This is a genomic window from Bacteroidales bacterium, assembly GCA_014860575.1.
GTDB lineage: Bacteria > Bacteroidota > Bacteroidia > Bacteroidales > JAAYJT01 > JAAYJT01.
In genome coordinates, this window is record JACZJK010000056.1 from 149,179 (window position 1) to 170,644 (window position 21,466).

Consider the following 21,466-nt stretch of genomic DNA (forward strand, 5'->3'; position numbering starts at 1 on the left):
ATTTTTAACGAATAGGCAGGTTAAAACATTATTATGCCGCTAAAAACCAGCTTAAAACCAACAATGCCTCTCTTTGTTCAGCGATTAAACTGATTTGGTTCTCAATAATCCACACCGCCAGGACGCCAGGATTTTAATTAAGAAGAACAAGCAAGTATTAATTGCGGCAAACATCATTATCTCTGTTTCGATTAAGTGGCTTAATATTTAGCACCTACCGGAAAAGCCCCGCTAGGTGCAAAATATTGGTAGAATAAAGAAATCCCCGAATCTGTTTTGTCCACCAGAGGTGGACGACATTTATTAGAAACGCCGAGGAATATTCATGGATTAATTTGTGCAAAGCGGCAATAATTATAAGGTTCGCACGTAATTAATAGCAACAATTAAAGCGTTAAGTGAGCAAATTGAAAAACATAAATAAACTCCTGGCCTGTTGCCCGATTTTGCCGGCTCTGGCTTTTTTACTGATCATCAGTTCCTGCGATCGAAAAGAAATATTTGAAACCGGCCCCGACAGCAAACTCGAGTTTTCGAGCGATACCATCATTTTTGATACAATTTTTACAAGCATTGGAACCGCCACAAGAAACCTGCGTGTGTACAACCCGCATAGCCGCACCATTAAAATCTCAGAGATTCGGCTTGCCAGTGGTGACAATTCCCCTTTCCGGCTGAACGTTGACGGACAGGCAGCTTCCATGCTACAGGACGTAGAAATTGCAGCAAAAGACAGCATGTTTATTTTTATACGTGCCAATATTGATCCCGGTGATCAGAGCGCGCCATTGATTGAAACGGATTCAATTGTTTTTATAACCAACAATAACCTGCAAGACGTCAAGTTGGTAGCCTGGGGCCAGGATGCCTATTTTTACACGAACGCAATCGTTGCCAGCGATTATACTTTCAATAACGACAAACCACATGTAATATACGGATTCCTGGCTGTGGATTCGCTCTTCACACTTACTGTCAACGCCGGGGCACAACTGCATTTTCACCGTGGTTCATTCATGCTTGTTTATCGCGATGCAACCCTGAAAGTAATGGGAACACTCGAAGATCCTGTTGTTTTTCAAAACGATCGTTTGGAAATGTATTACCGGGATTTGCCCGGGCAATGGGGCCATCCGCAGGCCGGTGTGTGCATTTATTTATACCCCGGAAGCGTAAATAATGAAATTCACTACGCAGATATAAAAAACGGCATCGTTGGCATACAGGCTGATACGACCGGAAACTCGCCCAATCCAACATTAAAGCTTTACAACTCTCAAATCAGAAACATGTCGGGCGTAGGATTGCTGGCACGTGGCACACATATCGAGGCCGGTAATACTGTGATCGCCAATTGTGGCGAAAGCGCTATCGCCATTTTGTATGGTGGGGAGTATGACTTCAGGCACATGACCATTGGTAATTACTGGAACCGCAGCGCCAGGCAAAGCACGGCTGTTTTTATCAACAACTACTATTTTTTTGATGGCAGCGAAATATCCCGCGACCTGACCAAAGCTTATTTTGGCAACAGCATCATTTACGGAAATCTTCAGGACGAACTGGAATTGGATGCCGGAACAAGCGGCGCCTTCAATTACACTTTCGACCACTGTTTTATCCGAACCAGGATTCCAATTGGGTCTGACCCAAATTTCATTTCCGTTACTGCCAATGAAGATCCACTGTTTATTGATACGTCTATTCACAACCTGATTCCGGACACTTTATCGCCGGTGATGAATATTGGCAGCGCAACGGTTATCAATAACGCCCTGTTCAACCTCACTTTCGATCTCAAAGGTGTTAACCGTACCACTGATGCAGGGCCCGATCTGGGAGCCCACGAATTTCCGGGTCTGAAATAGGTTCACACAGGCTGTCGCAAACTTTCATAGCAGGCAGTTGTTCAATAGACAAGTGGACAGCAATGCTTTTCTTTTGGCCATGTTCGCCACCTATTTATAAGGTTACCAATTCACAGCCGGGAATGAAGATTTACATCAAGAACATGGTATGTAATCGCTGCATCATGGCAGTTAGCAAAGTGCTTGCTGATCTTGATCTGCACCCGATACACATTGAACTTGGGATGGTTGATCTGGCAGAACAGGAATTACCTCCAGAAAAGCTTTCCAAACTTGACAACATACTTCTAAATCTTGGATTTGAAAGAATTGATGACCGAAAAAGCCGGCTTATTGAAAAAATCAAAACAACTATCATCAACTATATTCACCAATCTGGTGAAGAACAGGCCTTGAACTGGTCATCATTAATTGCTGATGAATTGCTTTACGAATACAATTATCTGAGCAACTTGTTTTCATCCGTTGAAGGAATAACACTCGAACAATATATACTCAGGCAAAAGATAGAAAAAGTGAAAGAGTTACTCACGTATGATGAACTAACCCTCAGTGAAATTGCATGGAAGCTCGGGTATAACAGTGTGGCACATTTAAGCAGCCAGTTCAGGAAAATCACTGGATTTTCACCGAGCAACTTCAAAAAGTTGAGAAACATAAGCCGGCAATCGTTAGATAATCTGTAAATTATAGAACATATACATGTAATTATGTAAATACTAAGGCACTCTCAGGTAGTATTTTTGTACAGCGATTAAAACAGTTATTTAGTCGCTAAAATAAAAACTACAATTATGAAGACTATTTTTTTTATTTCCTTATTCAGCCTGATTTCCCTGACCTCTTTCACCCAGTCTATAAAAACCACAGACTTTAAAGTTTATGGTAATTGTGGAATGTGCGAGAGCCGAATAGAAAAAGCTGCAAAAATTGATGGTGTTACCTCTGCCGAATGGTCGCAGGAATCAAAAATGCTCACCCTTAAATACGATACCCAAAAGGTTAACCTGGATGATGTGCATCAGAAAATTGCTGATGCCGGCCACGATACTGAAAAGGTGTGTGCCCAGGATGAAACTTACAGCAACTTGCATGCTTGCTGCCAATACAAAAGGCCGGAACGCAAAAACGACTAGGATGTACTTTTAGCGCTTCGGTTATAGGACCGACTCCATTTTGCCAACCTTCATAAGACTCAAATTCATGCTCAACAAGCTCATTCGGTTCTTTCTTGAAAACAAACTGGTAACTGTTTTATTGCTTGCCCTTTTTATTGGGTGGGGCATTATTACTTCACCATTTGGGTGGCAAATTGGGGCGTTGCCTTCTGATCCTGTTCCGGTGGATGCCATTCCTGATATTGGCGAAAACCAGCAAATCGTTTTTACCGAATGGATGGGCCGCTCACCGCAGGATATCGAAGACCAGATTTCCTATCCGCTTACCACTTATTTGCTGGGAATTCCGGGTGTTAAGTCCATACGGAGTTCTTCCATTTTCGGATTTTCCAGCATCTTCATCATTTTTGAAGAAGGCATTGAATTTTACTGGTCGCGCTCGCGAATTCTCGAAAAGCTGAGTTCACTTCCATCCAATTTGCTGCCTGAAGGCGTCCAACCAGCGCTTGGCCCTGATGCCACCGCCTTGGGGCAAGTTTACTGGTACACAATTGAAGGCCGTGATAAAGAGGGCAATCCTACAGGTGGCTGGGATTTGCACGAAATCCGTACTGTTCAGGACTTCTATGTAAAATACGGGCTGAATGCCACCGAAGGTGTTTCAGAAGTCGCCTCAATTGGTGGTTTTGTACAGGAATATCAGATTGATGTCAATCCTGATGCATTGAAAGCTTACGACATTCCACTTCACAAAGTGATGTTGGCTGTGCAGAAATCGAACAGGGATGTTGGCGCAAAAACCATTGAAATCAATCAGGCTGAATACCTGGTTCGCGGATTGGGCTATATCAAAAGTGTGGAAGACATTGAAAAAGCAGTTGTAGCTGTTCAGGAAAATGTGCCCATCCGTATTCAGGATATCGGCAAGGTAAGCTTAGGCCCTTCCACCCGACGCGGCGCCCTTGATAAAGACGGTGCCGAGGTAGTTGGAGGCGTTGTAGTTGCCCGTTTTGGCGCTAATCCATTGCAGGTTATTAACAACGTGAAAGATAAAATCGTAGAAATTTCGCCCGGACTGCCAAAAAAGGTGCTTCCTGACGGAACGGAAAGCCAGCTTACTATTGTGCCATTTTACGACCGGTCAGGTCTCATATACGAAACACTGGGAACGCTGGAGGAGGCTATTTCACTCCAAATTTTGATTGTCATTCTAGTCGTCATCGTTATGGTTTACAATCTACGGGCTTCGTTTCTGATTTCCAGTTTATTGCCCATTGCCGTACTGATGGTTTTTATCGCCATGCGCTATTTTGGAGTTGATGCCAACATTGTGGCTTTATCGGGTATTGCTATTGCCATTGGAACAATGGTTGACCTGGGCGTGATCCTTTCGGAGAACATCATCAAGCATGTCGATGAAGCCCCGCCCGGTCAGAAATTGATAACCACCATTTACAACGGCGCTTCCGAGGTAAGTTCTGCAATACTTACCGCGGTTTCAACCACCATAGTGAGTTTTATCCCTGTATTTACCATGCAGGCTGCCGAAGGAAAACTGTTTGGGCCGTTGGCTTTTACCAAAACCTTTGCACTGATAGCAGCACTGATTGTTTCCTTGTTCATTTTGCCCACGCTGGCCCACTGGTTTTTCGGTACCCGCATTAAAAGCCGTTCAATTCGAAAATGGGTGAATTTAATTCTCATTCCCATTGGAATTGCAGCTCTTTTATTCGGGCAAACCTGGGGTGGATTGATGCTGCTGGCTTTTGGATTAGTAGGAGTGTTAAAAGAGTTTAGAGGAGAGAAGTTAGAGGTCAGAAATGAGAAGTTAGACGAAGGCGTTACTTCTAACAAGACCTCAATTCAGGAAAAATTCAAATTATTCGTCCAATGGATTCTTGACCATGCCGAAATTATCATTGTGGTTATTGGTGTAATCTGGCTGCTGGCCAAATACTGGCTTCCGCTGGGTCCTGCCAAAAGTCTGGTATTGAATGTGACGTTTGTCGCCTTGATTGTGATTTTTATTTTAGGATTCTTTACCATGCTGGAGTATTTCTACAAACCAATACTTCGCTGGTGTCTGGATCACAAAATTACTTTCTTGTTGATACCTTCCTTCCTGATCCTTTTCGGGGCAATTACCTGGATGGGGTTCAACAATATTTTTGGTTTTGTGGCCAAAGGTTATGATACAGTTGGATGGAATATCCGCACCACCAAAATATGGTCTGGTTTAGCCCATACTTTTCCCGCAATCGGAAAAGAATTCATGCCTTCACTCAACGAAGGCAGTTTCCTGTACATGCCCACTTCCATGCCCCATTCTGGTTTTGAATACAACCGAAAAGTTTTAGGGCAACTGGATATGCTAATTTCCAACATTCCTGAGGTGGAAATTACTGTGGGAAAATTAGGAAGGGTAGAGTCGGCGCTTGATCCGGCGCCCATTTCAATGTATGAAAACGTGATAAACTATCGTCCGGAGTACATGCTCAACGAACGAGGGCACCGGATGCGGTTTAAGGTGGATAAAAATGACCGGTTTATACTCAGCAACGGAGACTCACTTACCAATGAAGAAGCTTTAAAACGTAGTGTAACCAATCAGGAACTAATACCCGACGGCAAGGGGAATTATTACCGCAACTGGCGGCTTGAAATCAAATCGCCCGACGACATTTGGAATGAAATAGTAAGAGTTGCTAAAATCCCGGGGGTTACCTCTGCGCCAAAGCTGCAGCCCATTGAAACACGGCTGGTGATGTTGCAAACAGGTATGCGCGCCCCTATGGGGATTAAAGTGTATGGCCCCGACCTGCCGACCATTGAAGCATTTGGGATGCAACTGGAAGCGGTATTAAAAGAAGTACCATCGGTTAAGGCCGAAGCGGTATTTGCCGATCGTATCGTAGGCAAACCTTACCTGCATCTCAACATCAACCGCGATGAGATTTCGCGCTATGGTTTAAACATTGAAGATGTCCAGCAAACCATCGAAACGGCCATTGGAGGTATGACAATCACTTCTACGGTTGAGGGGCGTGAACGTTTTCCGGTGAGGGTGCGCTATCCCCGCGAACTTCGGGATGACCCTGAATCCTTGGGAAAAATTTTAATTCCAACACCAACAGGTGCACAAATACCAATCTCCCAGATTGTGGACTTTGAATATGTAAAAGGTCCGCAAGCAATCAAAAGTGAGGAGACTTTTTTGGTGGGTTATGTTTTGTTTGACAAACGGGATGGTTTTTCTGAGGTAGCAGTGGTTAACGATGCGCAAAATACAATTCAGGCCCGGATTGATTCAGGGGAATTAAATGTTCCGGCTGGAATCAGTTATAAGTTTTCGGGAAGTTACGAGAACCAGGTACGGGCTGAAAAGCGCCTTTCTATCATTGTCCCCCTGGTGTTGGTCATTGTATTTCTGATTCTCTACTTCCAGTTTAAGTCTGTTACTACCTCCCTCATGGTCTTTTCAGGCATTGCCATGGCCTTTAGCGGTGGATTTATAATGATATGGCTATATGGGCAGGGCTGGTTTGTTGACTTCTCCATTTTTGGTGCCAACATGCGGGAGCTTTTCCAGATGCACACCATCAACCTGAGTGTGGCGGTTTGGGTGGGTTTTATTGCCCTGTTTGGGATTGCTACCGACGACGGCGTTCTTATGGCCACCTACTTGGACCAAAGCTTCGCCCGGAACAAAACCAATAATCTGAAAGGCATACGGGCGGCTGTGGTGGAAGCAGGCTACCGAAGGATTAAACCTGCGGTAATGACTTCGGCAACAACAATTATTGCATTGCTGCCAATTTTGACCTCAACCGGCCGCGGTGCCGATATTATGATTCCCATGGCCATACCGGCTTTTGGAGGGATGATTTTTGCAGCGGTTACTTATTTTATTGTACCTGTGCTTTATAGCTTGAGGGAAGAGAGAAAATTAAAAAGGATACAATCATGAAGTTCATAATAAATATTATAATTCTGATGCTTCTGAGAACTTCAGCAGGGCAAACCCAAACCCTGGATGATTATTTCAGAATTGCTGCCGAAAACAATCCCGGCCTGCAAGCCAAATACAAGGAGTTTGAAGCTTCGTTGCAAAAAGTACCACAGCTAAGCACGTTGTCCGACCCAACTTTTACTTTCGGTTACTTCATTTCGCCTGTTGAGACTGGGGTGGGGCCGCAACGGGCAAGATTTTCACTGACCCAGATGTTTCCCTGGTTTGGTACACTTAAGGCACAAGGTGATGCCGCTGCTTCACTGGCCGAGGCCAAATACCAGTCGTTTCTGGATGCACGCAACCAATTGTTTTATCAGGTTGCAGCGGCTTACTATCCACTTTACGAACTCAAGCAGTGGAAAAAGATTGAACAGGAAAACATCGACATTCTGGAATCATATAAAAACATTGCCAATTCAAAGTTTAAAAGCGGCACCGCGCCCATGGTGGATGTGCTGAGGGTGGATATTATGCTGAAAGATGCCACAACCAGTCTGAGTATTCTGAATCAGAAAGAAAAACCACTTCGCACCTTGTTTAACAAACTACTCAACAGAGACGAAAATGAAATGGTTGCAATAAATGATTCTCTGCCTGCAGAAACTTTACCGGCGAACTTCCAAAAAGATTCCCTGCTGACAAATAACCCAATGCTAAATGCACTCGACCTGAAAATTAAGGCGGGCGAAGCCGGTGAAAGGGCAGCACAAAAGCAGGGTCTTCCAAAGGTGGGTGTTGGATTGGACTATGTAGTGGTTGGAGAACGAACCGATATGGCTCTGACCGATAATGGCAAAGATGTGATCATGCCCATGGTTTCGGTCAGCATCCCGCTATTCAGGAAAAAGTACGATGCTGCTGAAAAAGAAGCACAACTGATGCAGGAAGGCTATACTCTCCAAAAAACTGAAATGGAGAATACGCTCATTGCAAGCTATGAAATGGCCTGGTTTCAAATTCAGCAGCAAAAGCAACTTTTATTGCTTTACGAACAACAAATTCTAACATCGCAACAGTCATTGAATTTGCTTTTTACTTCCTATGGAAACTCAGGGAAGGAATTTGAAGAAGTACTGCGCATGCAACAGCAACTGCTGAAATACGAAAAGATGAAAGCCACGGCAGAGGTTCAATACCAGATTGCTCTTGCCAAATTGAATTATCTAAGTGCAAAAACATACTAAAGATGAATACAAATAGAAAAACCATATTATTAGCCCTGGCAACACTGGCAGTTGGTTTATTGTTGGGTTGGTTGATTTTCGGCGGTTCGGAAGATGAGCATGCCGAGGAAGACCAGTATGATACAGAACTGACAGAAGAAACAACCTGGACCTGCTCCATGCATCCTCAAATCCGTCAGAATGAACCTGGCGATTGCCCCATTTGCGGCATGGATTTAATACCATTGGAAGATGAAACCGACAATGATATTGACCTGATGGCCATCAGCATGTCGCCAACAGCTATGCAACTGGCCAGCATAAGTACTGCTCTGGTTGGTTCTGCTGACCCGTTCAAATCTGTCCGCTTAAATGGCAAGGTACAGTCTGATGAACGCCTGGTATTTTCACAGTCATCTCACATCCCCGGCAGGATAGAAAAGTTACTGGTAAACTTTACAGGCGAATTTGTGAGCAAAGGCCAGGTAATTGCTGCTATATACTCACCCGAAATGCTTACAGCCCAGGAAGAGCTATTCGAGGCAGAAAAGATTAAAGATTCGCAGCCACAGCTTTTCAATGCAGCTAAAGAAAAACTGAAAAACTGGAAACTAACAGAAAGCCAGATAGAACAAATTTTGCAATCTCAGCAAATTGAAGAAGTCTTTAATATTCAGGCAGATGTTTCCGGTTATGTAACCGATCGCAAAGTAAATGTTGGAGATTACATTTCGCGCGGACAATCTATCTACGAAATTGCTGATTTATCGTGGGTGTGGGTGTTGTTCGATGTATACGAACAAGATATGCCGTGGATTAAAAAAGGCGATAAAGTAAGCTTTACTGTGGCATCCATTCCGGGCGAAACATTTGAAGGGACCATTTCTTTTCTTGACCCCGTAATTGATGCCAAAACACGTGTGGCCAAAGCACGGGTTGACATGGCAAACAGCGGATTGAGGCTGAAACCGGAGATGTTTGCTTCGGGAACGTTAGAAGCAAAACTTCCTGCAAAAGCCGGTAATCTTTCTGTACCTAAATCCGCCGTAATGTGGACAGGAAAACGCTCGCTGGTGTATGTAAAATCAGAAACAGAAGCCGGCGTAAGCTTTATGATGCGCGAAGTAACCCTCGGCCCGGCACTTGGAGAAAGTTATCTGGTTGAAAACGGACTGGATGAGGACGAAGTAATCGCAGTTAACGGCACCTTCAGTATTGATGCAGCCGCGCAGTTGGCCGGAAAACCAAGTATGATGCAACGGCCCGAATTCAAAACTATGGAAGTGCCACAGGCTTTTCGCAAACATATTACAGCGGTGGCTAGTGCTTATTTCGATGTAAAAAATGCCCTGGTGAATGACGACGCGGAAACGGCACGAAAGGAAGCTGGGAAAATTACCGGCACACTCGGGAAAGTCGAAATGGGACTGCTCGAAGGAGATGCCCATAACCACTGGATGGCTCTGCAAAAACAACTGGAAGAAGCTGCTAAAATGATTTCAGAAACCAAAGACATTGAAAAGCAACGGGAGCATTTCAATATGCTTTCCGAAGCTATTCTGGAAACCACTGAATCGTTTGGGCTTGAAATACATAAAACCTACCGGCAGTTTTGCCCCATGGCTTTCGAGGACGAAGGCGCTTTCTGGCTAAGCGAATCCGAGGAGATTCTGAATCCCTATTTTGGAGATATGATGCTGCGCTGCGGTGAGGTGAAACAAACTTACCGCAAAGGGCAGCGTGTATTTAAAACCGCAACCACTCAAAACACACCGGAAGCGGGACACAATCATTAAATTTTTAGTTATTAAATATTTGAAATTCAAAAAGATGAAGACAAAATTTTTAAGTTTAGCAGTACTTTTCGTTTTGGAACATTCACAGTATTTGCCGGAGAAAAAAAAGAAAAAATCAAAGTTAAAGGAAATTGTGGCATGTGTGAACAACGCATCGAAAAAGCTGCAAATTCATGGCTGCTGAAAATATGATCGTACTTCTGGAACAGAGAAGGCAACCGGAAATGAACACAGCCATCGCAAGCATTAACAATTTGAAATTAATCAGAAACGATAATCGATGGATAATGTTTGAAAACTCAGAATCATATAAATCATCCAACGAATTATGTAACAATTTAATAAATTGACCTTGGTATCTTTGAAATCGTTAAATTTTAAAAATCATGTATTATGAAAACATTAAAAGAACTTTTTACTGGAGAAAAGAAGAAAGAAATAACGGGGGCAGGAGGTCATGGTAAAGACACTACACAGGCTGGCGAGCCAAAAACCCAATTTGAGTGTCCCATGAAATGCGAAGGTGATAAAACCTATAATGCAACCGGCAATTGCCCGGTTTGCAATATGAAACTGGTTGCCGTGGATAGTGGCAAGGAAGCACACGGTCATTCACACGGTTGCTGTTAAAATAGTATTAATCACTTAAAATTTAATTTTATGAAATATTACATAAATAAAACAATCACGGCAAATTTTGACCAAGCCATAGAGCTTGTTACAGAAGCCTTAAAAAAAGAAGGTTTTGGAGTACTTTCTACAGTTGATATTCAGGAAAAGTTAAAAGAAAAACTGGACGTTGATTTCAGAAAATACATAATCCTTGGCGCATGTAACCCTCTAAGTGCGCATAAAGCACTTCAGCAGGAGGATAAAATTGGCACTATGCTTCCCTGTAATGTAATCGTGCAGGAAATTGGCGAAACAAAGGTAGAAGTAGCAGCCGTTGACCCTACAGCCTCAATGATGGCTGTTGACAATAAAGAACTTGCAAACATTGCCGGTGATATTAAGGCAAAACTCGAGCGGGTTATCGCATCGTTATAATATAAATAAGAAAGGAGAAAAAAATGCAACATGGAATTGATGGTACGATGTTCGGAATGGGCTGGTGGTGGATAATTGGGCTTATTCTGATCGCCGTTGTAATATGGGCCGTAGTACGCTCATCCAAACAGAAAAAATAACAGCAATGCAGTATATCATAAAACGGTTCCTGATAATCTTAACAAACGATGGGCCCGGTGCGTTATTGACAAAGAGGAATACGAATTGAAACAAAGAAACCTCGGTGTTAAATTAAATTGTACGAAATGGAACATAAAGAGCAGAACAAATTTTACTGTCCTATGAAATGCGAGGGTGACAAGGTTTATGACCAGCTCGGCGACTGCCCGGTCTGCAATATGCACCTTGTTCCGATAGAAGAACAAAACAAGGCAGATCACAGCCATTCTCCGGCGAAAGTAAATCAGCACCATGATCATCGTCAGAAACACCATCATGATCATGATAAAGCATACGCCGAAGGGAAAAATGGCGGGAAATATTACTGTCCCATGCGTTGTGAGGGCGATAAAACATACGATCAGTCTGGCGATTGCCCGGTCTGTAATATGCACCTTGTACCGATAGAAGAACAAAATAAGGAGGATCACCGGCATACTCATGCGAAAGGGAATTATCACCATGATCATCAACATGTGCACGACCACGAGCATCAGGAAGCGAAAGCCGGAGGGAAAAGTGGTGGAAAATATTATTGTCCCATGCATTGTGAGGGCGATAAAACCTACGATCAACCGGGAGACTGTCCGGTTTGTGGAATGCACCTGAAAAAGGAAGAATCCCGGCCAATGCCTGGTGGCAGTAAAACCATCTATACATGCCCGATGCACCCGGAAATTAAACAGGATCACCCCGGCAGTTGTCCGAAATGCGGAATGGATTTGGTACCTGAAAACGCAGTAGAAACCAGCGAGGAAGAAAAAGCCTATAAAAAAATGGCTAAAAAATTCTGGGTTGCGGTCATTTTGAGCGTTCCAGTTTTTGTGATTGCCATGTCGGATATGATCAGTTTTCTCAATCTCGAAGCTTTTGCCTCAAAAAATACGCTGGGCTGGATTGAGTTTGTTTTGGCTACGCCGGTTGTTTTTTATTCCAGTTGGGAATTCTTTAAACGGGGCTGGAGTTCCATCGTACGAAGGATGCCCAATATGTGGACGCTCATATCCATCGGGGTCGGATCTGCTTATCTGTTCAGTGTGTTTGCCTTGATGATACCGGGCGTATTTCCCGATCAGTTTAAAGATGCGAACGGAAACGTACACCTCTATTTTGAAGCTGCCGCCGTTATTTTAACACTGGTGTTGCTGGGACAGGTGCTCGAACTGAGGGCGCACAGTAAAACCAATTCGGCCATTAAGGCACTGTTGAACCTTGTTCCACCCATTGCACGGATCATCCGTAACGGTGAGGAAGAAGAAATACCGATGGAGGAAGTTCAGACTGGTGATTTGCTGAGAGTCAGGCCTGGTGAGAAAATACCTGTTGACGGGACGATCACAGATGGTACTGCCGTTATCGACGAAAGTATGATCACCGGCGAATCCATTCCCGCCGATAAATCAACAGGAGATAAAGTTACTGGAGGAACCATCAATGGGAAAACCTCATTTGTTATGAAAGCTGAAAAAGTGGGCAGTGATACCCTACTTGCACAAATCATTGAAATGGTGAACACAGCCAGCCGCTCAAGGGCGCCAATTCAAAAACTGGCAGACACCGTTGCAAAATACTTTGTGCAAATCGTTATCTCAATCGCTATTGTCACTTTTGCTGTTTGGGCAATTTGGGGGCCGGAACCAGCCTATGTTTACGCTTTTGTGAATGCAGTAGCTGTGCTTATCATTGCTTGCCCCTGTGCGCTGGGACTGGCCACACCAATGTCTATTATGGTCGGTTCGGGCAGGATGGCACAGGCCGGCGTGCTGGTGAAAGATGCCCGCGCCATCGAAGAAATGAACAAAGTAAATACCCTCATCATCGACAAAACTGGTACCATTACCGAAGGCAAACCTGCTTTAAAATCATACAAATCATTTGGAAGTTTGGCAGATAAGGAAATCCTACGCCTTGCTGCGTCGGTTGATGCCCACAGTGAACATCCGGTAGCTGAAGCCATTGTTGCCGGGGCAAAGGAAAAGGGAATTGAAATTTCCAGCGTTGAAAATTTTGAATCGGTAACAGGGAAAGGTGTAAAAGGGATCTTCGAGGGAATAAAAATTGGCCTCGGAAACAACCGCCTGATGGAAGATTTTGGAGCAAGCCTTACGGAAAAGCAGAAAGAAGATGCGAAAGAGTGGCAGTTAACCGGGCAAACCGTGATGTACCTGCTGCTTGAAAACAAAGTGGAAGGCATTGTAAGTGTGGCCGACACCATTAAAGCAACTTCGGCCAAAGCAATTAAGGCGCTACAGAATATGGGCGTGAAAGTTTACATGCTTACCGGCGACAATAAATTTACAGCCAAAGCAGTAGCAGAAGAGCTGCACCTTGACGGATACGAAGCAGATTGCCTGCCTGAAGATAAATTCAAAAAAGTAAAAGAACTACAGGAGAAAGGAGAAATAGTGGCAATGGCCGGCGATGGTATAAACGATGCTCCGGCGCTGGAGCAGGCCAATGTGGGAATCGCCATGGGAACCGGAACCGACATCGCCATGCAGAGTGCAGCAATCACGCTTGTAAAAGGCGATTTGAATGGGATTGTCAGGGCAAGGGAATTGAGCCACAAAGTAATGCGGAACATCAAACAGAATCTCTTTTTTGCGTTCGTTTACAACTCCTTGGGTGTTCCGGTTGCAGCCGGTATTTTGTTCCCGTTTTTTGGCATCCTGCTGAGCCCCATGATTGCCGCCGCTGCCATGAGTTTTAGTTCAGTTTCGGTTATTTCAAATGCATTACGGTTAAGAAAAGTATAGTTTATTGCTTCGGTCGGTATCTGCAAACAAAAAAACAAAATCAAAAAAAAAGTAAAATGAAAAATAACCACAAAATGAATCAAAACAAAGAAAACAAAAGTCAATATGCTAAATTCATATTGATGTTGCTTGGTTCCTTTATCGCAATGTACATAACAATGTATTTTAATACCTACGAGATAGGCCACGTTTATTTCAGTCTTACCCGTTTTTACATGGCTTGCACGGGGATTTCAGCAATGGCAGTGATAATGCTGTTATTTATGTTAAGTATGTACAAGAATAAAAAGAAAAATATTGCTATTATTTTGGGCAGTTTAATTCTTTTTACAAGTGCTTTAGCCTTGGTAAGGTCGCAAACTCCGATTGGTGATGTATTATATATGGAAGCAATGATTCCACATCATTCTATAGCTATTCTCACCAGTAAAAGAGCAGCTATTAAAGATCCGGAGGTAAGAAAGTTGGCCGATGAAATTATAGAGGCCCAGGAAAGAGAAATTGCAGAAATGAAAGAGTTTATTAAAAGATTACAGTCAGATAAGTAATCTACTGTCTCGGATAACATCTTGAGTACTTGCCTGTCAGCGCTTAGCTTCTGTAATAATGTGCGTAGGCTAAAAAGATATAAAGTACTAATAATATGAAAAAAAATATAATTACAGCGATTTGCATATTAATCATTTCACAAATCGCTTTTGCCCAGGTGGGTACAAACGGCGAAAATAGAAATGAAGAAGGAAGGCCTGTGAAGGAATTTAACCTCACGATTGAGCAAAATGAAATGACACTTGGCGGCGTAAAAGCAAAAGCCATGACCATAAACGGAAGCATTCCAGGTCCGGTACTTGAATTTGATGAAGGCGACTTAGCTGTAATTAATGTGTTCAATAAAATGGATGTTGAAACTTCGGTGCATTGGCACGGGATAATTCTTCCAAACTTTTTTGATGGTGTTCCATACCTTACCACTCCTCCAATTAAACCCGGAACTACCTTTCAATACAGAATACCTCTCAACCAATCGGGAACATATTGGTACCACTCCCATACCATGTTACAGGAACAAAAAGGGGTGTATGGTTCTATTGTGATTCAACCCAAAGAGAAAACCCTGGAATATGACAAAGATTTGGTAGTGGTTTTATCAGACTGGACCAACGAAAAACCTATGAATGTGCTGCGAAACCTCAAAAGAGGCAACGAGTGGTATCAGATTAAAAAAGGAACAGCAGTTCCATTAAGCAAGGCTGTTGCGCAAGGAGGATTTGGTGCACAGCTTAAGATGTGGCGCGACCGCATGGAAGGAGCCGATATTGCCGATATTTATTACCCGGCTTTTTTAAGTAATGGAAAAAAACAGGCTGAATATCCTGATTTTGCACCGGGTGAGAAAATCAGTCTAAGGCTTATAAATGCTTCTGCCTCTACTTATTATTGGATGGATTTTGGTGCAGGCAATCCAATGGTGGTAGCAAGCGATGGTATTGATGTTCATCCCGTACACAAAAACAGATTTCTCTTTGCCATTGCCGAAACCTTCGATGTTATTGTCACTATCCCGGAAGGCAAACTCGAAATTATTGCCACGGCTCAAGATGGCTCCGGCTACACGACCATTCGTCTGGGCAGTGGGAAATTGTTTGCTGCGAAAGTTATTGACAGACCCGATAAGGTGGCCATGATGAAGGAAATGGCGCAAATGGATATGAAAATGGGAGCACCTGCTTTAACAGGAAATAAAAAGAAGAATACACCGGAATTCCTGATGAAAAAATATGGCATGGAAATGAACATGGATATGGACCATTCCCAAATGAGCAAAGAAGGTAAAATGCCGATGAATGACGAGATGCATATGGATCACATGAACCATAACACCATGCTGGAGAAAGACACTACTGGAGATTTCAATCACCATGAACGCATGATGCATTTTAACTACAATTACCTTGAAGCAATAGAAGAAACAAACTTTAATCCGGATATCCCGGTAAATGAATTGCTCTTAAATCTTACCGGTAATATGAACCGTTACGTTTGGAGTTTAAACGGCATCCCGCTCTCAGAGGCCGACAAAATAAAAATTAAAGGAGGAGAAATTACCCGCATTACCCTGAATAACATGACTATGATGCATCACCCGATGCACCTGCACGGTCATTTTTTCAGGGTTATCAACGAAAACGGGGAACGTTCTCCATTAAAGCACACGGTGAATGTACCACCAATGCAAAAAGTCATCATTGAGTTTCACAATGAAGAATACGGCGATTGGTTTTTCCATTGTCATGTACTTTACCACATGATGGTTGGTATGTCACGTGTATTTAGTTATGGAACACCAAGGGATGAACGAATGAAGGATTTCCCGGTAAAAAAAATCCTTGGTGAAGCAAACCACTATTATTCCTGGGGTTTGGCAGAATTAAGTTCTAATTTTTCTGAATTAATGCTTACATCCAGCAGCATACGCAATGAATTTAATTTACGTGTAGAAAGCGATTATAACAGGAATTCAGAAATTGAGCTTAGTTATAACCGGTATTTAAACGATTGGGTGCGAATTTACGCGGGTGTCAATACTGAAAATACGATTGCCGACTCTTATGATATTTTTAACACTGTTGGTTTAGTTGGTGTAAAGTATTTCACGCCTTATATGTTCTATGTTGATGTGAGCCTGGACCATCAGCTTCGCCCCAGGATACGTGTAGATAAAGAAATTCTTCTGTTTCCAAGATTTTTCGTGGAAGGAGAATACGAATATCGTGCAGACCTTGGCTGGGTGAATGAGTTAGAAGGCAACGCAAGTTTTGAGGGTGAAGACGAATGGCTAATCAGGGCTTCTTATATATTATCCCGTAATTTTTCCATCCAGGCCAATTACAATAACCATTATGGTTGGGGTGGAGGCTTAAGTGTCAGATTTTGAAAAATGTTCCAAGCGCCAATGCAACTGCGGATTGGCCAGGGGCAGCCATGACGCCATATTCGGTAATGGTGGTGACAAACAGCCTAAGGCAAAGAGAAATGAACGTTATTTAGGAAGGTACCTGCTAATCCGCCGCATCAAAAGGAATTTCCTTATCTCTTGCTAAGGTGAAACGATAGGCAATGCCGGCAGTTATTTCGGTTTGGGAAGCAATTTGGGTTTTGTTCACATGCTGGTAAACAGGAATATCACTTTGGATAAAAATTGTAAATCTATCAGCAAAAAGAAAGCTTAACTGTGGAGCAATAAAAAATTTCCTGCTGCCGGTTGCTTCCGGATCATAGCTTAGGAACCTGACCATTTCAATATCAGGATTAATCTCCATCTTTCCGATCCACTCGCCTTTTGCCTGGATCGAAAAATTCAAAACATCCCACAGTGGATAGCCAATTTGCAAGCCGATACCCGTGTAGTTGCCTAGTTTTTCGCTGATTGGATTCCAGCCTTTTAAAATATGCAAGGCGCTGGCTGAGAGGCTGAGCCGGGTATTTGGAATTTTTCCCGAAAAGAATGCGTTAAGAAGCATGTCGTACGAGCCTGAAGTAGCCTGAACCGACAGCGGTTTTGTGATGTAAATGATTGATCCGGAAAAAGGCTCAACCAAACCAATGGAATCATTATAGCTGCCCAAAGGTATTTTAAAGCCTAAGCCTATCGAAAGTTGTTTTACAAATTTTCCGCTTCCTGGCTGTATTACATTGTACCTCGGAAATATCATCAGGTCAGCAATTCCTTTCGAACTATAGGTGTCGCGTTCAATAAGGCCGGTCTGTGTCTTGTCAATCCAGTACCCGGACTCAAGTGAAATTGTTAACCTATCCGACAAACCATAGGCCAGCTTAGTATAAAGATATTTACTCGAAAAATGATCCAGATAATTTGCTTCGGGTTTGGTTTCAGTCAGAAATTTTTCGGTGTTTACAAACTGGAAGTTCGAGCTTAGCTCAAACTGACGTTCCTTCAACACACCTGTAGTAGCATCGCCGGCAATAGGACTTCCTCCACCCACAGCACAGCATTGCCCGTAAAGGGTTCCCGGAAGATAGATAATTGCAATCAAAAATAAAAAGCTGAATCGAATCATGAAAATCCCGGATTGATGATTTGCGTTTATATACGACCTTAGCATGAGCTATAGGATCTAACTACCTTTTTGCTACAGTAAATTTTCTTACAAAAGTATTGTTGTCGAACCTGAGCTGCAGCAGGTAAATGCCAGGCATCAGTCCCAGCAGATCTGCGTTAAGAGAAATATCTTTATGATGAGCCATTCCCTGGAATAAAATTGATTTTTCCTGTCCCGTCATATTGAGAACACTAAGTGCGATTTCGCCCGGTGCATCCAATCGGATGGAAACGATTGTTTCGTCGTTAACCGGATTTGGATAAATATTCAGCACTTTTTGATCAGGGTTCAATTGCGGTACGGCGGTTGTCAGGCTTTCAATGGCCTGGTCAATGCCCTCAATGAGCTTATTGTGATCAACCTGATCATCGGCAATATAATAGACTTTCCGGTCGGCGCCAATAACTACCACTTTGGGCATTCCGTTCGAACCGTAATCCATCATATGAATAGCCGGATTTGAGAATCTGCGCGTATTGATCAGTCCATTTGTATTTGCCCAAACCTGAATGATATTGCAGGGTGTATTGGCATAATCGTCGGCAAGCAGCATTTCTACAACTCCAGGTTGTGAACTCTGGTAGCTTTGAACCACATTGTATGTAGTTGATAATGGAAGGATACATGAGCTACAGGGCATGGTCCAGCCAATAACAACGATCTTGCCCGCATCAAGATTCTCGTAGAGATCATAATTAACTCCCAGGCAATCGGGAACACTGAAGTTGGTGGCATTTTGTGAAACACCGGGCTTTATAAACAGATGGAGTACAATAATAAGAATGTAAATTCGGATCATGAGTTTAATATTAATATCAAATAGCAATTAAACCTGCTAATAGATAAATATGTTCATGAAAAATCCGGTGCAGAAATAGTTTTATTCAAAATTTGGATAAGTCTGAATAATTCAATTGGCTTGATTGTCAATGGTGGAGCACATCTAACGGCATCACGCCTGAAAAGAAACCAAACCGTTTTCAGGCAGCTTTGATGGCATTTTTTAAAGACCTTGTGAATAAGTTTTTCGCCTTGCTAAGCGGCATCAACCTGCAACCTCCCTGATAGCCTCCCTAAGTATTTTCACCGCGCTGTCAATTTCTTTATGGCTAATAGTCAGCGGGGGGGCAATCCGCAGCGCATCTGGTCTGAATAAGAACCAATCGGTGATCAGCCCTTTTTCCAGGCAACGTTTTATTACTTGTTGGTTGATAGTTTCATTCTCAAACTGAACCGCTATTAAAAGGCCAGCATGTCTGATTTCCTTCACTGTTTCGATATCCTTTAATCCTTCGATGAACAAATCAGCTTTGGCTTTCACATCAGAGATCAGGTTTTCTTTGATGATTACGTTAAGGTTGGCCAGGGCTGCTGCACAACTCAACGGATGACCTCCAAAAGTAGTGATATGGCCAAGCACAGGATCATGGCTAAGGCATTGCATAATTTCTGCGGAAGCGATAAATGCTCCAAGCGGCAAGCCACCTCCAAAAGCTTTTGCCAGCAGGATGATGTCAGGCGTAACTCCGTAGCCTTCAAATGCAAACATGCTTCCGGTGCGACCCATCCCGGTCTGGATTTCATCAAAAATCAGCAGACTTCCCGTTTCATCGCACTTTTCACGAAGTGATATTAAATATTCCTGCGTTGCCGGGACGATCCCAGCTTCTCCCTGAACCGGTTCGATGATCACACAGGCCGTTTGCTTGGTGATCAGACTAAGATCATTGAAATTATTAAACTCTAAATGTTTTATTGAAGGAAGTAATGGCCTGAACCGTTGTTTAAGATCCTCGCTGCCTGTAACGCTCAACGCCCCATGAGTACTTCCATGATAGGCGTTTTTGAAGGCAATGATTTCATGCCGGCCGGTGCAACGCTTTGCGAGTTTCAGGGCGCCTTCCACCGCTTCGCTTCCTGAATTTACAAAATAGGCAGTATCCAGTGAAGACGGCAATAATTCAGCCAGGCGTGCAGCCAGCTTTACCTGTGGTTCCTGGATTAACTCCCCAAACACCATCACGTGTAAGTGCTTGTCGAGTTGGGCTTTTATCGCCTTTATTACTTCAGGGTGGCGGTGACCTGTGCTGCTAACCGATATGCCCGAGATCAGATCCATGAATCTTTTGCCGTTGGTATCATAAAGGTAGCATCCTTCAGCACATTTAATTTCAAGCGCCAACGGTTCAGGAGAGGTTTGTGCCAGGTGCTGGTAAAAGCTGTTTTTATTCGTTAGCATAATTTTATGTTTCCGTAAATGTTAATGCAAAGTTAAAAGAATGCCCTGGTTGAAAACTGATTGTTTTTTTATTGGCGACAAACAGTAATTCTTTTTATTATTGCAGCCACATTCAAGTTGGGGATTTCAACTGCAAATATGGGCAAAACCCTGCAAGATAAGGTTGTCATTATCACCGGTGCTTCATCAGGAATTGGTGAAGCGCTTGCTTATGCTGTTGCAGCAGAGGGCGCAAAAGTTGTGATTACGGCCAGAAATATCAACAACCTTCAGAAAATTGCCTCCGTACTATCAGAAAAAGGCACAGAGGTTTTAACCGTTCAGACCGATGTTTCAGTTGAAGACGACTGCCGCCAACTCATTGAAAAAACAATTTCCCGCTTCAGAAGCATTGATGTGCTCATTAATAATGCCGGTATATCAATGCGGGCAATTTTTTCCGAACTCAACCTGGATGTGATCAGGAAGCTGATGGATGTGAATTTCTGGGGTACGGTGTATTGTACGAAATTCGCGATGCCTTATTTACTTTCAAGCAAAGGATCGGTGGTTGGTGTGATTTCCATTGCAGGCCATGTTGGGCTTCCGGGGCGTACAGCTTATTCGGCCTCAAAGTTTGCGGTTCGTGGTTTCATGGATGCTTTGCGGTCGGAAAATCTTAAAACCGGACTGCATGTAATGCTTGTTGCACCTGGGTTTACAGCATCAAATATCCGGAATGTGGCGCTTACTTCCGATGGCAGTCCGCAGGGAGAGAGTCCACGGGATGAAAAAAAGATGATGAGCGCCGAAGCCGTTGCAAACTATATTGTTAAAGGAATTGTTAAGAAACAGAAGAATATTGTACTAACTTTTAAAGAGGGCAAACTGACGGTGTTTCTCAATAAATTGTTTCCTTCGCTGGTCTCCAGGCTAGCGTTTGACCATATGGCCAAGGAACCTGATTCGCCTTTTCGGTAATGCAGGAGTGGGAGAAATGGGGAAATGGGGAGATGGAGTAATGGAGTAGTGGAGAAATGGAGAAAATGGGAAGATCGGAAGATGAGACTGTCTAGTCCTGAAATAGGTTTACACGAAAAGTAAACTAAAAACAGGATTATGAAGAGAAAAGTAAACTTTTATCCGGACGATTTTAAGTTGAAAGTTGTTCAGGAGTATCTGACCAC

Annotated in this window: 15 protein-coding genes; 12 read left to right on the top strand and 3 right to left on the bottom strand. The window is 43.2% G+C overall.

Going from position 1 to position 21,466, the window contains the following annotated elements; all coding sequences use genetic code 11:
- The first annotated feature begins 407 nt into the window (after positions 1-407).
- The 11 genes from IH597_15440 (at position 408) to IH597_15490 (ending at position 16,875) form a co-directional block, all read left to right on the top strand.
- Entirely contained in the window at positions 408-1,868 is a 1,461-nt protein-coding gene (locus tag IH597_15440; protein ID MBE0663849.1) for a hypothetical protein, read from the top strand.
- Between the two features lie 122 nt (positions 1,869-1,990).
- On the top strand, positions 1,991-2,554 hold the full coding sequence (locus IH597_15445; protein MBE0663850.1) for a helix-turn-helix transcriptional regulator: 564 nt from the start codon (positions 1,991-1,993) through the stop codon (positions 2,552-2,554).
- A gap of 108 nt (positions 2,555-2,662) precedes the next feature.
- The gene (locus IH597_15450) at positions 2,663-3,004 is read left to right on the top strand and encodes a heavy-metal-associated domain-containing protein (protein ID MBE0663851.1); all 342 of its coding nucleotides are present in this window, start codon (positions 2,663-2,665) and stop codon (positions 3,002-3,004) included.
- Between the two features lie 67 nt (positions 3,005-3,071).
- A complete protein-coding gene (locus IH597_15455; protein MBE0663852.1) occupies positions 3,072-6,953 on the top strand; it encodes an efflux RND transporter permease subunit in 3,882 nt (1,293 codons plus the stop codon).
- Positions 6,950-8,182 carry a TolC family protein gene (locus IH597_15460; protein ID MBE0663853.1) on the top strand — a complete coding sequence of 411 codons (1,233 nt, stop codon included), beginning with the start codon at positions 6,950-6,952 and terminating at the stop codon, positions 8,180-8,182. The genes IH597_15455 and IH597_15460 overlap by 4 nt, the downstream gene beginning before the upstream one ends.
- A gap of 2 nt (positions 8,183-8,184) precedes the next feature.
- Positions 8,185-9,957 carry an efflux RND transporter periplasmic adaptor subunit gene (locus IH597_15465; GenBank protein ID MBE0663854.1) on the top strand — a complete coding sequence of 591 codons (1,773 nt, stop codon included), beginning with the start codon at positions 8,185-8,187 and terminating at the stop codon, positions 9,955-9,957.
- A 393-nt stretch (positions 9,958-10,350) separates the two neighbouring features.
- Positions 10,351-10,587 carry a hypothetical protein gene (locus IH597_15470; GenBank protein ID MBE0663855.1) on the top strand — a complete coding sequence of 79 codons (237 nt, stop codon included), beginning with the start codon at positions 10,351-10,353 and terminating at the stop codon, positions 10,585-10,587.
- Between the two features lie 30 nt (positions 10,588-10,617).
- Positions 10,618-11,004 (top strand): DUF302 domain-containing protein, encoded by a 387-nt coding sequence (locus tag IH597_15475; protein ID MBE0663856.1) that lies wholly within the window; start codon positions 10,618-10,620, stop codon positions 11,002-11,004.
- Between the two features lie 512 nt (positions 11,005-11,516).
- Positions 11,517-13,940 carry a copper-translocating P-type ATPase gene (locus tag IH597_15480; protein ID MBE0663857.1) on the top strand — a complete coding sequence of 808 codons (2,424 nt, stop codon included), beginning with the start codon at positions 11,517-11,519 and terminating at the stop codon, positions 13,938-13,940.
- A gap of 56 nt (positions 13,941-13,996) precedes the next feature.
- The gene (locus tag IH597_15485; protein ID MBE0663858.1) at positions 13,997-14,488 is read left to right on the top strand and encodes a DUF305 domain-containing protein; all 492 of its coding nucleotides are present in this window, start codon (positions 13,997-13,999) and stop codon (positions 14,486-14,488) included.
- Between the two features lie 95 nt (positions 14,489-14,583).
- The gene (locus tag IH597_15490) at positions 14,584-16,875 is read left to right on the top strand and encodes a multicopper oxidase domain-containing protein (protein MBE0663859.1); all 2,292 of its coding nucleotides are present in this window, start codon (positions 14,584-14,586) and stop codon (positions 16,873-16,875) included.
- 124 nt (positions 16,876-16,999) lie between these two features.
- Here IH597_15490 and IH597_15495 read toward each other — a convergent pair whose 3' ends face one another.
- From IH597_15495 to IH597_15505, 3 genes are all read right to left on the bottom strand, one after another.
- Complete coding sequence (locus IH597_15495) at positions 17,000-18,019, bottom strand: hypothetical protein (GenBank protein MBE0663860.1); 1,020 nt, start codon at positions 18,017-18,019, stop codon at positions 17,000-17,002.
- Positions 18,020-18,080: 61 nt separating this feature from the next.
- A complete protein-coding gene (locus tag IH597_15500) occupies positions 18,081-18,860 on the bottom strand; it encodes a T9SS type A sorting domain-containing protein (GenBank protein ID MBE0663861.1) in 780 nt (259 codons plus the stop codon).
- 246 nt (positions 18,861-19,106) lie between these two features.
- Complete coding sequence (locus IH597_15505) at positions 19,107-20,300, bottom strand: aspartate aminotransferase family protein (GenBank protein MBE0663862.1); 1,194 nt, start codon at positions 20,298-20,300, stop codon at positions 19,107-19,109.
- 150 nt (positions 20,301-20,450) lie between these two features.
- Between IH597_15505 and IH597_15510 the strand changes: the two genes are divergently transcribed.
- The gene (locus tag IH597_15510) at positions 20,451-21,260 is read left to right on the top strand and encodes an SDR family oxidoreductase (GenBank protein MBE0663863.1); all 810 of its coding nucleotides are present in this window, start codon (positions 20,451-20,453) and stop codon (positions 21,258-21,260) included.
- The last annotated feature ends 206 nt before the right edge of the window (positions 21,261-21,466 follow it).

Coding starts and splice junctions, on each gene's coding strand:
- IH597_15445 (MBE0663850.1), top strand. CDS start 1,991: ATGAAGATTTACATCAAGAACATGGTATGTAATCGCTGCATCATGGCA.
- IH597_15450 (MBE0663851.1), top strand. CDS start 2,663: ATGAAGACTATTTTTTTTATTTCCTTATTCAGCCTGATTTCCCTGACC.
- IH597_15455 (MBE0663852.1), top strand. CDS start 3,072: ATGCTCAACAAGCTCATTCGGTTCTTTCTTGAAAACAAACTGGTAACT.
- IH597_15460 (MBE0663853.1), top strand. CDS start 6,950: ATGAAGTTCATAATAAATATTATAATTCTGATGCTTCTGAGAACTTCA.
- IH597_15465 (MBE0663854.1), top strand. CDS start 8,185: ATGAATACAAATAGAAAAACCATATTATTAGCCCTGGCAACACTGGCA.
- IH597_15470 (MBE0663855.1), top strand. CDS start 10,351: ATGAAAACATTAAAAGAACTTTTTACTGGAGAAAAGAAGAAAGAAATA.
- IH597_15475 (MBE0663856.1), top strand. CDS start 10,618: ATGAAATATTACATAAATAAAACAATCACGGCAAATTTTGACCAAGCC.
- IH597_15480 (MBE0663857.1), top strand. CDS start 11,517: ATGCGTTGTGAGGGCGATAAAACATACGATCAGTCTGGCGATTGCCCG.
- IH597_15485 (MBE0663858.1), top strand. CDS start 13,997: ATGAAAAATAACCACAAAATGAATCAAAACAAAGAAAACAAAAGTCAA.
- IH597_15490 (MBE0663859.1), top strand. CDS start 14,584: ATGAAAAAAAATATAATTACAGCGATTTGCATATTAATCATTTCACAA.
- IH597_15495 (MBE0663860.1), bottom strand. CDS start 18,019: ATGATTCGATTCAGCTTTTTATTTTTGATTGCAATTATCTATCTTCCG.
- IH597_15500 (MBE0663861.1), bottom strand. CDS start 18,860: ATGATCCGAATTTACATTCTTATTATTGTACTCCATCTGTTTATAAAG.
- IH597_15505 (MBE0663862.1), bottom strand. CDS start 20,300: ATGCTAACGAATAAAAACAGCTTTTACCAGCACCTGGCACAAACCTCT.